We start from the raw sequence: 14,016 nt of genomic DNA, 5'->3' as shown, positions 1-14,016 counted from the left end.
GAGCCGCGGCGGGCCCTGGATGCCGGATTAGACGGTGCGCAGCGACCGGGCCGACGCGGTTGGACCCCACTACCAAGGCCTGACTGGTCAACGAGGTTGTGCCTTTGGGTGATCCGGCCGACACAAACGGGGATAGACTCCCCCATCCCTCGGCGGACTCGGCGTTTCCCCCCAGCGCCGTGCCGCGAATTGAAGAAAGGCCCGTGAGATGCCTGAGAATCACTCCCACACCACGGAACTGAGGTCGCAGTACATCGCCCAGGTGGCGGGTGACCTGGAGCGCAACACCAAAGAGCAGGAACGTATCGGCGCGGACATCGAGGCTCTGCAGGAGCAACTCACCGCACTGCAGCACGACCACACCGTGCTGGTGAGCATGCAGCAGGCGCTCACCGCGGGAGACGCCGGCGGCGCGGACCTCACCGCGAAGCCGGTCACCAAGGCGGCGCCGGCCGTGCCCCGGCAGGCCTCCGGTGACTCCAAGAAGAGCAAGCCGAAGAAGCCGGTCACCGCGACGGTCAAGAAGACAGCGGCCAGGAAGCCCGCCGCGAAGGCCGCCAAGCCGGCCACCAAGCCGACCCTGGTCGAGCTGATCCGCGGCCACCTCGAGCAGCAGGGCGAACCGCGTTCCGCCGCCGAGGTCTCCACCTCGCTCGCACAGTCCCACCCCGACCGCGGTATCAAGACCACCGTCGTGCGCACCACCCTGGAGGGCCTGGTCGCCAAGAGCCACGCTCACCGCACCAAGCAGGGCTCGTCGGTCTTCTACTCCGCCGCGACCGGCGCCGGGACCGCAGCGGCCGAACCGCAGCCCGAGGCCGCGACAGCCAAGTAGCCGCCCGCCGGCCTCCGCACCGGAGAGCCCACCTCGCACTTCCCCCACCGCATTCGATGGACCGTCCCGTCATCGGCGTGCGGCCGCTCCTGCCGGGCGCAGCTCTACGGCTGCGGTGCAGTGACCCGCCGAATCGGGCGCGTCAGTACATGGGGGAAGCGACGGAGCACCACCCCCGGGCCCACGGCCTCATGAAGAAGCGCCCTCCGACGGGACCGCGTCTCCTGACGCGGCGTCACCTCGGCCGTAGTGGTGGGTGGTGAACATGTACAGGAGCCCGCTGACCAGGACGACGCCTCCGCAGAGCAGCACGACGTAGTTGTCGTACCACGGCTCTTCCGGGGTCCTGGCCCAGCAGATGTTGATGATGGCGAAGATCCCGTAGGCCAGCGCCCCGGCGTTCACGACGACTCCCACGCGGCCCATCGTGAACTCACCCGCGGGCTTCCAGCCCTTGAGCCGCGCCCGCAGTGCGGCGAGGACAACCATCTGGAACGAGGCGTAGATACCGAGGATCGCGAACGAGACGATCTTCGTGAGGGCGTCCTCGGACACCAGCGATCCGAAGGCGATCAGCGCGGGGACAACGGCCGCGACGAGGAGTGCGTAGGTGGGGACCGCGCGGGCGGAGGAGAACTTCTGCAGCACCTGGTGCCCGAAGATCATGCGGTCGCGCGCGTACGAGTAGATGAGCCGGCCGGCCGCCGCCTGGAGGCTGACCGTGCAGGACAGGAACGAGATGAGGACGACCCCCATCACGATCCGGGCGCCCACGTGGCCCATCGCGTCGTACAGGACATTGACCACGGGGTCGGCGTCCTTGCCGGAGATGACCGCGTGGTAGTCCGTCACGGACAGCAGGAGCGTGAGGCAGGTGAAGGTGGCCGCGGCACCGCCGACGTAGATCGTGCGGCGCATGGCCTTGGGAATGACCCGGCCGGGGTGTTCGACCTCCTCCGCGGTGTCACCGCAGGCCTCGAACCCGTAGTACTGGTAGAAGCCGATGATGGCCGCCGCGAGGAACACCGGTGTGTAGCTGCCGTTCCCCTCGGTGCCGTAGGAGTCGAAGATGACGCCGAGACCGTGCTCGCGGTGGGTGACCAGCAGGTAGATGCCGACGACCAGCGCGCCGACCAGCTCCCCGGTGAAACCGATGACGGCCGCCCATGAAAGGGCCTTGGTACCCGCGTAGTTGATCACGGCGGCCACCAGGATGAGCACCACAGTGCACAGCACGGTGGTGTGCACGGTCGGGTCGAAGCCGAACAGGATCGCGATGTACGGTCCTGCCCCGTACGCCACCGAGGTGATCGTGACCAGCAGGGCCCACATGTAGACCCACCCGGTCATCCACGCCCACCGGTTGCCCCAGAGGCGCCGGGCCCAGGGATAGACACCACCGGCGATGGGGTACTGCGCCACGACCTCGCCGAAGACGAGGGCGACGAGGAACTGGCCGGCGCCGGCCATCAGGAACGCCCAGATCATCGGCGGTCCGCCGGTGGCGAGCGCGGTGCCGAACAGGGTGTAGGTACTGACCACGGGCGACAGGTAGGTGAAGCCGAGCGCGAAGTTCGCCCACGGCCCCATGTCCTTGCGGAACTCGGAGGCGGGCGCCTCGTCCGGCGAGCCCGCTCCCGCTGTCGCATCACTGGTTCCGGCCATCACGACGCCTCTCCGGACTGCTGCGTGCCTTTGATGAGATCGACCGCGCGTTCCGCCGCCAGCAGCACGGTCAGCATCGGGTTGATGGTGGGCATCGTCGGGAAGATCGAGGCGTCGACGACGCGTACGCCACTGACGCCGCGGACCCGCAGCTGCGGGTCGAGGACAGCCAGCGGATCGTCGGCCGCCCCCATCCGACAGGTGCCGGCCGGGTGGTACACGGTGTGCGCGACCTTGCGTCCGTACTCGGACAGTTCGGCGTCCGAGCGGACGTCCGGTCCGGGCGCGACCTCCCGCTTCAGCCAGTCCCGCAGCGGTGCGGTGGCCGCCACCTCGCGGGCGACCCTGAGACCGTCGACGATCGTCTTCTCGTCGTGGCCCTCCGGGTCGGTGAAGTACCGGAAGTCCAGCAGGGGTTTCTGCGCCGGATCGGCGCCGGCCAGCCACATCCGGCCCACCGAGCGCGCCCTGGGCACGTTCGGTGTCATGCAGACGCCGTGCTGAACCGCGGGGTAGCCGAGCCGTTCGGTGTTGACGGTGAAGGGGACTTGGTAGAAGTGGAACATCAGGTCGGGGCGCGGCCCGCTCGGATCGCGGCGCAGGAACAGTCCCGCGTCCGAGTCCATGGCCGAGTTCGGGGGCAGCGGCCCGTGCGTCTCCCAGACGATGACGGACTCCGGATGGTCGAGGAGGTTCTCACCGACGCCCGGCACATCCGCCCGCACCTCGATCCCGAGCTCCCGCAGCTGCTCCGCGGGACCCACGCCGGACAGCATGAGCAGGCGCGGGGTGTCGATCGCTCCCGCGCACAGCAGCATCTCGCGCCCGGCTCGTACGGTGATGGTCCTGCCCTCGCTGTCCCGGGTCTCGACGCGGGTGAGCCGGCCGGCCTCGTCCGGCAGCAGCCGGGACGCCCAAGTCTCCAGCCGCAGCGTCAGGTTGGGGCGGTCGAGGACGGGATGCAGATAGGCGACCGAGGCGGAGGAGCGCTTGTTGGTCGCGGGTTCGTACGCCAGGGAGAAGAACCCGGCGCCCTCGGCGAACGGCCGCGCGTTGAAGTCCTCGATCACCGGGACGCCCAGGGCCGCCACCGCCGCGGTCACGAAGTCGCGGGCGATCGGATTGCGGTCCTTCTCGGCGACCGGCACGACCTGGTTCTGCAGCCGGTGGCGATAGGGAAGCAGCACATCGGGGCCCCAGTCCGTGCATCCCCGGTCGACCCACTCGTCCAGGTCCTGGGGCAGCGGAAGGAAGCTGATGAGAGTGTTGTGCGAGGAGCAGCCGCCCAGCACGCGGGCCCGTGAGTGCAGGATGTGCGAGTTGCCGCGCGGCTGCTCCACCGTCGTGTAGCCGTAGTCGAACTCCGAGCCGAGCAGATTGATCCAGTTGCGCAGCCGCAGGATGCGGTCGTCGCCCACATCGCTGGGGCCGCCCTCGATGACGCAGACGCGGCAGTCGCGGTCCTCCGTCAGCCGGGCCGCCAGCACACAGCCGGCGGTGCCGCCGCCGACGATGACGTAGTCGTACTCCGGTTCATCTGTCATGGACCGCTCTCCAGCCATGCCGTGTTCCGCCTCTCATCCCTTGAACCAGCCGGACGGGCCGGGCGAGAGGTTCTGGTAGATGTGCTTGGACTCCTGGTACTCGCGCAGGCCCGTGGGCCCCAACTCGCGCCCCACGCCGGACTGTCCGAAGCCGCCCCACTCCGCCTGGGGCAGATACGGGTGGAAGTCGTTGATCCACACCGTGCCGTGCCGCAGCCGGCCGGCGACGCGCTGCGCCCGGCTCGCCTCGCCGGTCCACACCCCGGCCGCGAGCCCGTAGCGGGTGTCGTTGGCGAGCTCGACCGCTTCGTCCTCCGTCCGGAACGTCTCGACGGTGACCACGGGTCCGAAGACCTCCTCCTGGACGATGCGCATCGACCGGTCGCAGCCGTCGAAGATCGTCGGCAGCAGGAAGAAGCCCCGCGCGAGGTCGGGGTCGTCGGGACGCCGGCCTCCGGTGACCACCCGCGCGCCCTCGGACCTGCCGATGTCGATGTACTTCTCCACCTTGGCCCGGTGTTCGGAGGAGCTGAGCGGACCGCTCTCGGTGAGCGGATCGAGGCCGCTGCCGAGCCGGATGCGGGAGGCACGGTCGGCGAGTTCCCGGACGAAGCGGTCGTGCCAGGTGTCCTGCACCAGCAGCCGCGAGCCGGCCGAGCATACCTGCCCGGAGTGCAGGAAGGACGCTTCGAGGGTGTGGTCGATCGCCGCCTCGAAGTCGGCGTCGTCGAAGACCACGTTCGGGTTCTTGCCGCCCAGTTCGAGGGCGATGTTCTTCACCTCGCGGGCCGCCGACTCCATGATCCTGCGGCCGGTGCCGAGGCCACCGGTGAAGGACACCAGATCGACGTCCGGATGCGCTGTCATCGCCGACCCGACGACGGCACCGGAACCGAGGACGAGGTTGGCCACACCGGGAGGTGCGCCGGCCTCCTCGATGAGCCGCATCATGGAGATGGTCGTGAGCGGGGTGATCTCGCTCGGCTTGAGTACGAACGTGTTGCCCGCCGCGAGCGCCGGCGCGACCTTCCAAGAGGCCTGGAGCAGTGGGTAGTTCCAGGGGGCGATCAGCGCGCAGACCCCGACGGGCTCGTGGACGACACGGCTGAGGACGTCCGGCCCGGCGTCCACGACGCGCCCCGCGTCCTTGCCGGCGATCTCGGCGAAGTAGCGGAAGGCGTTCGACACGTCCTGGACGTCGATGCGCGCCTCGGCAAGGGTCTTGCCGGTGTTCAGCGTCTCCTCCCGCGCGATGTCCTCGACGTCCCGCAGCAGGTACTCCGCCACCCGGAACAGCACATCCGCCCGCCGCTGGGTCGGCGCGGTCGCCCAGTCCGCGGAGTGAAAGGCCCGCTTGGCGGCCTGCACCGCACGGTCGACGTCGGCCGCTCCGCCCTCGTCGACCGTGCGGACCACGGACGCGTCGTAGGGATTGACCACCTCCCGCGTCTCGCCCGCCGCACTCCCGACCCACGCGCCGTCGATCAACAGATCAGGCATCGCCGCCACTCCTCCCTGCAGGCCCCGTGCCGTCCTGCCGCCGAACCTCCAACCTGCGGCAGTACGCAAGCCGCTCAAGGACGGCACACCGCAGGCGGCCGGGGCGGGGGCCCAAGTTGACTCCGCTGGTCTATGGGCCGGGGGCGTGGCCCTCCGCGATGCTTCGGTGCCGGGCGGGCCGCTGCGGGGTGTCCCGGCGACGCACGAATCGCCACCGCCCGAACGCCCTCGGGTCGTCCGGCGTCATAACGGCAGCCGTTGCTGAAGGAGCGCCATGCCCACCGTCGTGGCCCCCGTACCCTCCCGCGCCCGATCGGTGCCCGTGGCCGTACTGACCGGCGCGCTCGTGTACGGGACTGCCGCCCGCGGGGGCGAGTCGTCGTCCGGGGTTTCCGGAGCGGCAACTGCCGCGGCGGGCAGCGAGGCGGCCTGGGCGGAGCCTGCCTCGTACACCTGCACGCGGACGTCGAGCGCCGGTGAGCGGCTGCTGCTCGGGACTTCGAGGTGACGGTGCGGGACGGGAGGGTGCGGAAGGCGGTCGGGCTCGACGACAGCGCCCGTCGGGTGGTCGGCGCACTCCCGGTGAAGTGGCCACCATCGGGGCGGTGTTGGGGGAGCCGGCGCAGTCCCGGCGCGACCACGCGCAGCAGGCGGACGCGGAGTAGGCGGGCGACGGTCACCCCGTGCGGATCCCACTGAACTGGGAGAAGGACGCGATCGACGACGAAGCGCTGTACGTGATCGGCTCCTTCGCGCCGACCGTCGGGCCGGCGCCGCGCACGTCCACGGAGTCGGCGGCCGGATCCGTCAGGCGAGGGCGCCGAGCAGCTCTCGCTCGCGGGCGGCGCTGAGGCCGGCGCGCCGGTCTCTGTCCAGGCCCTGCTCGCGTTCCCAGAGCAGGGTGTCGGCCAGCAGGTCCCGACGCGGCCGGTGTCGCAGCCCGGCGGCACGGGCCGCGGATCCGTCGCGGGCCGACCAGCCCTCCCAGCCGGGCTCGACCAGCCACATCGGCAGCGATTCCGGCCCCATGTACTGCACCACGTCATGGGCGAGCAGCCATGCCGAGTCGGCGGTGACCACGGGTCCGGTGTGCCGGCCCGTGGAGCGGGACAGCGCGATCCACTCCCCGAAGGGGACTACGGGGCCGACGGCGTCGTAGGTGCCGGTCGTCCCCGCCTCGGCGGCGTCGAGGAGCCAGTCGGTGAGGTCGCCCACGTCGATGACCTGTGTCGGCATCGTGGGCGCGTCGGGGACCAGCATCGGTCCGTACGGATCGCGTGCGGCACGGGCCACCCAGTAGCCGGAGCGTCCGCTGTGATCGCCCGGGCCGCCGATGAGACCGGCTCGTGCGATGAGGAGGCGGTCACCGAGGGCCGCTGCCGATGCCTGTTCGCAGGCGGCTTTCGCCTCGCCGTACAGCTCACGGCCGACCTCGCTGCGGTCGGTGGTGGGAAGCAGGGCCGCGGACTCGTCCGCTCCCGCCGCCGCATGCGCCGCGTAGGCGCTGACGGAGGACACGTAGGTCCAGTGGCGGGCTCGGCCGGCCAGCGCGTCGAGCGCAGTACGGACGAAGCCCGGCTGCCACGACACCTCGACGACCGCGTCCCACACACGGTCGAGCAAGGGCTCGTACGCCGAGGGATCGCGGCGGTCGGCGGCCACCAGCTTCGCGCCGTCCGCGACGTCTCCGCTTTCGCCACGCGCAAGACACGTGACCCGATGGCCGCGTGCGAGGGCCCGCCGCGACAACTCCCGCCCCACCCACGCCGTACCGCCCAGAACCAAGATCTCCATGCCGACAGCCAAGCACCGAGAACACCGTTCGACCGCCGGGCTTCGCTGACAGCAGACCCGACGGGAGCCTCGCCGGGCGCCGCGGTCAGGAGGCGGGCGAGGTGTGTTTGAGTTCGATCTCGACGAAGGCCAGCGGGCCGTCGCCGGCGTTGACGACGTCGTGTTCGGCGCCGGCCGAGCGGGCGTAGGACCGGCCCGCCCGCAGGTCCGACTCGGTCGCCGAGCCGTCCGGCGCGACCGCGCTGATGCGCCCGTCGGTCACGGGCACGACCACGTAGTCGTGCTCGTGCCGATGCGGGCCGGTGCGGGTGCCGGGCTCGAAGTCCCAGCGGGTGACACGGATCTGCTCGTCCTCGTGCTGCACGCTCGCCCTGGCGGTCGTCGTCATCGAACCGTCTCCTCGCTCTCTTCCGTGCGCGGGCCTCGGCCCCAGGTCAGGGACCTGATCACCGCTTCAAGCCCAGTGGAACACACGTGACCCCACCGCCTCACGGCGCCACCCGCACCGACCTCGACACCCCGGGCACCCCGGGCACCCGTCCCGCCGCCGCGCCCCCGTGCGTCAACCTCCTGAAGCATCGACAGCGCCCGCTCCCCGGGCGAACGCCCCATCCCCGCGGCCGTATTGAAGTCTTGAAGTCACGGCCCCCCGCGGACGTAGTAATGCCGACGAGAACTATTGACAGCTCCATGACATGTGACTTCACTCACGACGCAGGGCCCCGGAACCGGTTCCGGAACCGCTTCCGGCCCCCGCTCACCCCCACCGCATGAGGAGGAGTGCCGTGTTACCAGATTCCCCCCGCCCGGCCACCGGCCGAGCGCGCACAGGTCCTGGCTGGGTCGCCGTGCTCTCGGCGTTCGCCCTGGTGCTCACGGCGCTGTACGCGGCTTCGTCGCCGGCCAGCGCGGATCGCTCGACCGCGGACAAGGCGGCCGTCGTCCGGGTCGCGGAGTTCCTGGCCGAATGTCCTTACAGCCACCGGCTGCCGGACGATCCGATCGTCTACCCGGGGCTGCCCGGGGCGTCCCACATGCACAGCTTCTTCGGCAGCCGGGTGACCAACGCCAACACGAAGGTGACGGACCTGCTGGGTTCGTCGAGCACCTGCAGCCCGGCCGTGGACACCTCGTCGTACTGGGTGCCGACCCTGTACCGCAACAACCAGGCGGTCGAGCCCACCGGAACCACCTTCTACTACCTGGGTGAAGGCGTGAACGACGCCGTCATCCAGCGCACCCAGCCCCTTCCCCAGGGCCTGCGGATCGTGGCCGGCAACGCGAAGGCGACCGGCACCAACGACCCCACGTCCATCGCCCGTTGGTCGTGTCTGTGGCACGGCGAGGTCAACCCCTCCAAGGACTTCGTGACCTGCCCGGCCGACTCGATGCTGGAGTCCTACCTCGATTTCCCGCAGTGCTGGAACGGCAAGGACCTCGACTCCGCCGACCACAAGAGCCACATGGCCTACCCGGTGAACGGCACCTGCCCGGCCAGTCACCCCGTCCCCGTGCCGAAGCTGCGCCAGGTGCTGCGCTACCCCGTCACCGGCAGCGCTCAGGGGCTGCGACTGGCCTCCGGAGCCGGCTACACCATGCACGGCGACTTCTTCAACGCCTGGCCCACGGCCGAGATGGCACGCAGGACGACGAACTGCATCAACGCCATCGTCAAGTGCGGAGCCGACGGCAATCCGTCCTGACCGGTGCGGTGCCCCGCTCCCCACCGGCGGGGTACCGCTCACCGCACGGCCCCCGAGACAGGAGACGGACATGGCGACAGCCGCGGCACGCGTCGGCCGCGCGGGCGGCGCGCACCTCGTCGCGACGCTGGTGTGCGCCCTGTTGACGGTGTCCGGGTGCGCCGGCGCTCAGCAGTCGGCCGGCACACCCGCCCCGGCAACCTCCGCCGCCCCCGTCTCCTCAGCCGGCGCGAGCACGGGCACGTTCAACAGCACGGACGTCGCCTGGATCCAGTTGCTCATCGCCATGGACGACCAGGCCGGCACCATCCTTCAACTGGCCCCGCAGCACGGCGCCGACCCCGGACTCAAGCACTGGGCGGCCGGTGTCGCACGCGACAACCGCACCCACCTGAGCGCACTTCGCGGGCTCCTCGCCGACGCCGGCGTCCCGGACAGCAATCCGCATGAGGGCCATGACATGCCGGGCATGGTCAACGCCGAGGAACTCCAGACCCTCAAGACCGCGTCCGGGGCGGAGTTCGACGCGCTGCTGCGGGCCGCGCTGCGGGAACACCTCACCCAGGCGGAGAACATGGCCCGGGCGGAGCAGGACAACGGCTCCGCCGCGGACGTCACGAAGCTCGCGGCCACCGTGGAGAACTCGACCGCGGGACACCGGCGCCGTATGCCCAGTTGAGAGCACCGCCGCAACACACACGCTTCGTGCGGCGAGTGAGCGCGGGTCCGGCCGGCTGGGGCGCTACGCGCCCTGCCCCTCCCCCGCCTCCTGGGCGATCCGCTCGAACTGCGCGGCCATCGCCTCCTGGAGCGCCTGGGCCGCCGACAGCGGGCGGACCATGACCGTGAGGTCGTCGATCCTGCCGTCCCCGTCGAAGTGCAGGAAGTCGCAGCCCTCGATCTCGCGGTCGCCCACCTTCGCCCTGAAGACCAGTGCGTGGTCGCGGCCTTCGGCGTCGGCGATCTCGCGGACGTAGCGGAAGTCGGTGAAGACACGGGTGACCGCGCGCAGGATGGCCACGGTGATCGCCTTGCCCTCGTACGGCTTGAAGACGACCGGGCTGGTGAACACCACGTTCTCGGCCAGCAGCGCCTCGATCGCGGCGTGGTCCTGGGCCTCCACCGCCTTGCGGAAGGGGTTCATCGCGCACCCACCTTTCATACTCAACTTTTTGATTAGGTGTGGATGAGATTACTCGCCGAGGTGTCCGAACGTCTAGTCTGGGACGCATGGCATTGCGCAACGCGGTCCTGGCCGCGCTTCTCGAGGGCGAGGCGTCGGGGTACGACCTGGCCAAGGGCTTCGACGCGTCGGTGGCCAACTTCTGGATGGCGACCCCGCAGCAGCTGTACCGGGAGCTGGACCGCATGGCGTCCGACGGACTGATCGAGGCCCGGCTGGTACGGCAGGAGCGGCGGCCCGACAAGCGCATGTTCTCGCTCACCGCGGCGGGCCGCCGGGCACTGCACGCGTTCACCGCCGAGTCGCCCAGACCCACGGCCATCCGCGACGAACTCCTGGTCAAGGTCCAGGCCGTCGACGACGGGGACAGCGACGCCGTACGCGCGGCGATCGCCGAGCGGCTGGAATGGGCGCGCGCCAAGCTGGCCCGCTACGACCGGCTGCGCACCCGGATCCTCGACGGCCGCACCGAGGAGGAGTTCCTGGCCGGGGCGGAGCGGGTCGGGCCCTATCTCACGCTGATGCGCGGCCGTTCGTTCGAGCGCGAGAACATCCGGTGGGCCGAGCGGGCCCTGCGGGTTCTTGAGCAACGGGCGACTGTGCGGGGCTAGTTGCCGTGCCGGCCGTGAGGCGCGCTCCGTCGGCATCGCCCGACCGTATTCCCGTAGATCCATTGGATGGCCTATGGCTGAGAACGGGCCGCCTATTGGTCACCTATGGGTGGGCGCGCCTACCTTCGGAGCATGTCGAAGATTCTCTTTGTGATGACCGGCGCCGACCACTGGACGCTGGCGGACGGTACCAAGCACCCGACCGGATTCTGGGCGGAAGAGGCGGTGGCGCCGTACGAGGCGTTCACGGCGGCCGGCCACGAGGTCGTCGTCGCCACGCCCGGTGGCGTCGTGCCGACGGTGGACCGGGGAAGTCTGGCGCCCGAGGTCAACGGCGGCCAGGAGGGCGCCGACAGGGTCGAACGCGTGCTGGCGTCCAGTGCCGAGTTCCAGCGGCCGGTCCGGCTGGAGGACGTGCGGCTGGACGACTTCGCGGCCGTGTTCTACCCCGGTGGCCACGGCCCGATGGAGGACCTCGCGGTCGACGCGGGCTCCGGCCGCCTCCTCCGCCTGGCCCTGGAGTCGGGCAAGCCCCTGGGCGTGGTCTGCCACGCCCCGGCCGCGCTGCTCGCCGCCCGCAAGGAGGACGGCACCAACGCCTTCGCGGGCTACCGGCTGACCGGCTTCACCAACGCGGAGGAGACGCAGGCCGGGTTCGCCGGCAAGGCCAAGTGGCTGCTCCAGGACCGGCTCGTCGAGGCGGGCGCGGACTTCCGGGAGAGCGAGCCGTGGGCACCGCACGTGGTCGTCGACCGGAACCTGGTCACGGGCCAGAACCCGGCCTCCTCCGCCCCACTCGCCGCCGAGCTGCTGAAGAAGCTCGCCTGAGCGGAAGCTCACCCGAACCCGGACTCCGCCCCGGGGCGGGCCGGCACTCCGACGCCGTACCGGCGGACGGTGCCGGGCCGCCGCCGGGGCTTCGCCCTGTCACGCGCGACGTCGTCCGTATCCCTGGTCACGGGCTTCCGGCCCGGAAATGGCCCACCCCGGCAGATCCGCGGAACCCCTGGATCCGCGTCCCGTGGAACCCGAACCGTTCCTGCACGTGACCGCCGCCTCATGAGCGCCGATACTGCGAGAGGATGATCTCATCAGGAGGTACCCATCATGAAGATGCTCATCAACGTCGCGGAGACGGTCGTCGCGGACGCGCTGCGAGGCATGGCGGCCGCACATCCGGAGCTGACGGTCGATGTGGAGAACCGGCTGATCGTACGGCGGGACGCGCCGGTGGCCGGAAAGGTCGGGCTCATCTCCGGTGGAGGCTCCGGGCACGAGCCACTGCACGGCGGTTTCGTGGGCCCCGGAATGCTGTCGGCGGCCTGCCCTGGCGAGGTGTTCACCTCCCCGGTGCCGGATCAGATGGCACGCGCGGCGGCCGCCGTGGACAGCGGCGCGGGCGTGCTGTTCATCGTCAAGAACTACACGGGTGACGTGCTCAACTTCGACATGGCGGCCGAGCTCGCCGAGGACGAGGGCATCCAGGTCGCGAAGGTCCTGGTCAACGACGACGTCGCGGTCACCGACAGTCTGTACACGGCGGGCCGGCGCGGCACCGGCGCGACCCTGTTCGTGGAGAAGATCGCCGGGGCCGCCGCCGAGGAGGGCGCGCCGCTGGAGCGGGTGCAGGCGCTGGCCGAACAGGTCAACGAGAGCTCGCGCAGTTTCGGGGTCGCGCTCAGTGCGTGCACCACACCGGCCAAGGGCAGCCCCACCTTCGACCTGCCGTCCGGTGAGCTGGAGCTGGGCGTCGGCATCCACGGCGAGCCGGGCCGGGAGCGGCGCGCGATGATGACGTCGCGGGAGATCGCCGACTTCTCGGTGCACGCGGTCCTGGAGGACCTCAATCCGCGCAATCCCGTCCTGGTCCTGGTCAACGGGATGGGGGCGACTCCGCTCCTGGAGCTGTACGGCTTCAACGCGGAGGTGCAGCGGGTGCTGACCGAGCGCGGGGTGCCCGTCGCCCGCACCCTGGTCGGGAACTACGTCACCTCGCTGGACATGGCCGGCGCCTCGGTGACCCTGTGCCAGGTGGACGAGGACCTGCTGCGCCTGTGGGACGCGCCGGTGAAGACGCCGGGCCTGCGCTGGGGCATGTGAGTCCCGCCGTCGTCCGGTAAATGTACGCACCACCAAGGAGATCCTGTGCTCGACACCGACTTCTTCCGCCGTTGGATGGCGGCGACCGCCGCCTCCGTGGACCGCGAGGCCGAGCGGCTCACAGCGCTGGACTCACCCATCGGCGACGCCGATCACGGCAGCAATCTGCAGCGCGGATTCACCGCCGTGGTGGCCACGCTGGACAAGGAGTCACCGGACACGCCCGGAGCGGTGCTCATGACCGCCGGGCGGCAGCTGATCTCGACCGTGGGCGGCGCCTCCGGACCGCTGTACGGCACCTTGCTGCGCCGTACGGGCAAGGCGCTCGGGGACGCTGCCGAGGTCAGCGAGGAGCAGTTCACGGACGCCCTGCGCACGGGGGTCGACGCGGTGATGGCGCTGGGCGGAGCCGCGCCCGGCGACAAGACCATGATCGACGCCCTGGTGCCCGCGGTCGACGCGCTCGAGTTCTCCTTCGCCCGGGCGAAGACCGCGGCCGAGTCCGGGGCCGAGGCGACGACGCCGCTGCAGGCCCGCAAGGGCAGGGCGAGCTATCTCGGCGAGCGCAGCATCGGGCACCAGGATCCCGGGGCCACGTCGGCGTCGCTGCTGATCGCCGCGCTCGTGGAGGCAGCAGGTGAGTGACGCAAGGGACAAGCTCGTCGGTGTCGTCCTCGTGTCGCACAGCGCCGCCGTCGCCGCTTCCGTCGCCGAGCTGGCGGTGGGACTGGCGGGCGGCGGCACGACCGCTCCGGTGGCGCCCGCCGGCGGCACGGTGGACGGCGGTCTCGGCACGAGCGCGGAGCTGATCGCCGCCGCGGCCGCCTCGGTGGACCGCGGCGGCGGGGTCGCCGTCCTCACCGACCTGGGCAGCGCGGTCCTCACGGTGAAGGCACTGCTCGCGGAGGGCGACGAGCTCCCCGAGAACACACGTCTGCTCGACGCCCCCTTCGTCGAGGGCGCCGTCGCCGCGGTGGTGACGGCCTCGGCGGGCGCGGACCTCGCGGCGGTCGCGGCGGCGGCCGCGGAGGCGTACTCGTACCGCAAGGAGTGATCCGGAGCATGGCGCGAGCCCCGGCCC

Annotated in this window: 15 protein-coding genes; 9 read left to right on the top strand and 6 right to left on the bottom strand. The window is 70.9% G+C overall.

All coding sequences use genetic code 11. The annotated features are described in order from the left end of the window. Positions 1 to 208 precede the first annotated feature (208 nt). Entirely contained in the window at positions 209 to 835 is a 627-nt protein-coding gene (locus tag ACFVYF_RS37400; protein ID WP_389462513.1) for a hypothetical protein, read from the top strand. A 189-nt stretch (positions 836 to 1,024) separates the two neighbouring features. Here ACFVYF_RS37400 and ACFVYF_RS37395 read toward each other — a convergent pair whose 3' ends face one another. Genes ACFVYF_RS37395 through ACFVYF_RS37385 form a run of 3 tightly spaced genes read right to left on the bottom strand, consistent with a single transcriptional unit; the run spans position 1,025 to position 5,544 of the window. After that, entirely contained in the window at positions 1,025 to 2,500 is a 1,476-nt protein-coding gene (locus ACFVYF_RS37395) for an APC family permease (RefSeq protein ID WP_389462512.1), read from the bottom strand. Continuing rightward, positions 2,500 to 4,044, bottom strand: coding sequence for a GMC family oxidoreductase (locus tag ACFVYF_RS37390; protein WP_389462511.1), 1,545 nt, complete (start codon positions 4,042 to 4,044; stop codon positions 2,500 to 2,502). The genes ACFVYF_RS37395 and ACFVYF_RS37390 overlap by 1 nt, the downstream gene beginning before the upstream one ends. Positions 4,045 to 4,077: 33 nt before the next feature. Then, positions 4,078 to 5,544 carry an aldehyde dehydrogenase family protein gene (locus tag ACFVYF_RS37385; protein WP_389462510.1) on the bottom strand — a complete coding sequence of 489 codons (1,467 nt, stop codon included), beginning with the start codon at positions 5,542 to 5,544 and terminating at the stop codon, positions 4,078 to 4,080. 274 nt (positions 5,545 to 5,818) lie between these two features. Here ACFVYF_RS37385 and ACFVYF_RS37380 point away from each other — a divergent pair, with 274 nt between their 5' ends. After that, positions 5,819 to 6,052 carry a hypothetical protein gene (locus ACFVYF_RS37380; protein ID WP_389462509.1) on the top strand — a complete coding sequence of 78 codons (234 nt, stop codon included), beginning with the start codon at positions 5,819 to 5,821 and terminating at the stop codon, positions 6,050 to 6,052. Between the two features lie 299 nt (positions 6,053 to 6,351). Here the strand turns inward: ACFVYF_RS37380 and ACFVYF_RS37375 are convergent, their stop codons facing one another. Continuing rightward, positions 6,352 to 7,338, bottom strand: coding sequence for an NAD-dependent epimerase/dehydratase family protein (locus tag ACFVYF_RS37375; protein WP_389462508.1), 987 nt, complete (start codon positions 7,336 to 7,338; stop codon positions 6,352 to 6,354). Between the two features lie 85 nt (positions 7,339 to 7,423). Next, positions 7,424 to 7,726, bottom strand: coding sequence for a cupin domain-containing protein (locus ACFVYF_RS37370; protein WP_389462507.1), 303 nt, complete (start codon positions 7,724 to 7,726; stop codon positions 7,424 to 7,426). A gap of 382 nt (positions 7,727 to 8,108) precedes the next feature. Here ACFVYF_RS37370 and ACFVYF_RS37365 point away from each other — a divergent pair, with 382 nt between their 5' ends. Then, on the top strand, positions 8,109 to 9,041 hold the full coding sequence (locus tag ACFVYF_RS37365; RefSeq protein ID WP_389462506.1) for a DUF1996 domain-containing protein: 933 nt from the start codon (positions 8,109 to 8,111) through the stop codon (positions 9,039 to 9,041). Positions 9,042 to 9,111: 70 nt separating this feature from the next. Beyond that, positions 9,112 to 9,720, top strand: coding sequence for a DUF305 domain-containing protein (locus ACFVYF_RS37360; RefSeq protein WP_389462505.1), 609 nt, complete (start codon positions 9,112 to 9,114; stop codon positions 9,718 to 9,720). A gap of 63 nt (positions 9,721 to 9,783) precedes the next feature. Here the strand turns inward: ACFVYF_RS37360 and ACFVYF_RS37355 are convergent, their stop codons facing one another. After that, positions 9,784 to 10,185: a nuclear transport factor 2 family protein gene (locus tag ACFVYF_RS37355; protein WP_389462504.1), complete on the bottom strand. Its 402-nt coding sequence runs from the start codon at positions 10,183 to 10,185 to the stop codon at positions 9,784 to 9,786. A gap of 86 nt (positions 10,186 to 10,271) precedes the next feature. Here ACFVYF_RS37355 and ACFVYF_RS37350 point away from each other — a divergent pair, with 86 nt between their 5' ends. The 5 genes from ACFVYF_RS37350 to ACFVYF_RS37330 all read left to right on the top strand — a co-directional run bounded on the left by ACFVYF_RS37350 (position 10,272) and on the right by ACFVYF_RS37330 (position 13,989). Further along, the gene (locus ACFVYF_RS37350; RefSeq protein WP_389462503.1) at positions 10,272 to 10,835 is read left to right on the top strand and encodes a PadR family transcriptional regulator; all 564 of its coding nucleotides are present in this window, start codon (positions 10,272 to 10,274) and stop codon (positions 10,833 to 10,835) included. Positions 10,836 to 10,967: 132 nt separating this feature from the next. Beyond that, positions 10,968 to 11,663, top strand: coding sequence for a type 1 glutamine amidotransferase domain-containing protein (locus tag ACFVYF_RS37345; protein ID WP_389462502.1), 696 nt, complete (start codon positions 10,968 to 10,970; stop codon positions 11,661 to 11,663). Between the two features lie 279 nt (positions 11,664 to 11,942). After that, the gene (dhaK, locus tag ACFVYF_RS37340) at positions 11,943 to 12,935 is read left to right on the top strand and encodes a dihydroxyacetone kinase subunit DhaK (protein ID WP_389462501.1); all 993 of its coding nucleotides are present in this window, start codon (positions 11,943 to 11,945) and stop codon (positions 12,933 to 12,935) included. A 45-nt stretch (positions 12,936 to 12,980) separates the two neighbouring features. Then, positions 12,981 to 13,580 carry a dihydroxyacetone kinase subunit DhaL gene (gene dhaL / locus ACFVYF_RS37335; protein ID WP_389462500.1) on the top strand — a complete coding sequence of 200 codons (600 nt, stop codon included), beginning with the start codon at positions 12,981 to 12,983 and terminating at the stop codon, positions 13,578 to 13,580. After that, a complete protein-coding gene (locus ACFVYF_RS37330; protein WP_389462499.1) occupies positions 13,573 to 13,989 on the top strand; it encodes a PTS-dependent dihydroxyacetone kinase phosphotransferase subunit DhaM in 417 nt (138 codons plus the stop codon). Before dhaL ends, ACFVYF_RS37330 begins: the two co-directional genes overlap by 8 nt. Positions 13,990 to 14,016 lie beyond the last annotated feature (27 nt).

The organism is Streptomyces sp. NPDC058274 (assembly GCF_042881375.1).
In the GTDB taxonomy this organism is placed as follows: Bacteria; Actinomycetota; Actinomycetes; order Streptomycetales; family Streptomycetaceae; genus Streptomyces.
The sequence above is the reverse complement of the archived record's forward strand: the minus strand, read 5'-3'. Positions and strand labels throughout refer to the sequence as shown.

Excerpts from the sequence above, each read along its gene's own strand:
- ACFVYF_RS37375 (WP_389462508.1), bottom strand. The coding sequence starts at position 7,338 with ATGGAGATCTTGGTTCTGGGCGGTACGGCGTGGGTGGGGCGGGAGTTG.
- ACFVYF_RS37390 (WP_389462511.1), bottom strand. The coding sequence starts at position 4,044 with ATGACAGATGAACCGGAGTACGACTACGTCATCGTCGGCGGCGGCACC.
- ACFVYF_RS37370 (WP_389462507.1), bottom strand. The coding sequence starts at position 7,726 with ATGACGACGACCGCCAGGGCGAGCGTGCAGCACGAGGACGAGCAGATC.
- ACFVYF_RS37345 (WP_389462502.1), top strand. The coding sequence starts at position 10,968 with ATGTCGAAGATTCTCTTTGTGATGACCGGCGCCGACCACTGGACGCTG.
- ACFVYF_RS37355 (WP_389462504.1), bottom strand. The coding sequence starts at position 10,185 with ATGAACCCCTTCCGCAAGGCGGTGGAGGCCCAGGACCACGCCGCGATC.
- ACFVYF_RS37365 (WP_389462506.1), top strand. The coding sequence starts at position 8,109 with ATGAGGAGGAGTGCCGTGTTACCAGATTCCCCCCGCCCGGCCACCGGC.
- ACFVYF_RS37350 (WP_389462503.1), top strand. The coding sequence starts at position 10,272 with ATGGCATTGCGCAACGCGGTCCTGGCCGCGCTTCTCGAGGGCGAGGCG.
- ACFVYF_RS37380 (WP_389462509.1), top strand. The coding sequence starts at position 5,819 with ATGCCCACCGTCGTGGCCCCCGTACCCTCCCGCGCCCGATCGGTGCCC.
- dhaK (WP_389462501.1), top strand. The coding sequence starts at position 11,943 with ATGAAGATGCTCATCAACGTCGCGGAGACGGTCGTCGCGGACGCGCTG.
- ACFVYF_RS37385 (WP_389462510.1), bottom strand. The coding sequence starts at position 5,544 with ATGCCTGATCTGTTGATCGACGGCGCGTGGGTCGGGAGTGCGGCGGGC.
- ACFVYF_RS37400 (WP_389462513.1), top strand. The coding sequence starts at position 209 with ATGCCTGAGAATCACTCCCACACCACGGAACTGAGGTCGCAGTACATC.
- ACFVYF_RS37395 (WP_389462512.1), bottom strand. The coding sequence starts at position 2,500 with ATGGCCGGAACCAGTGATGCGACAGCGGGAGCGGGCTCGCCGGACGAG.
- ACFVYF_RS37360 (WP_389462505.1), top strand. The coding sequence starts at position 9,112 with ATGGCGACAGCCGCGGCACGCGTCGGCCGCGCGGGCGGCGCGCACCTC.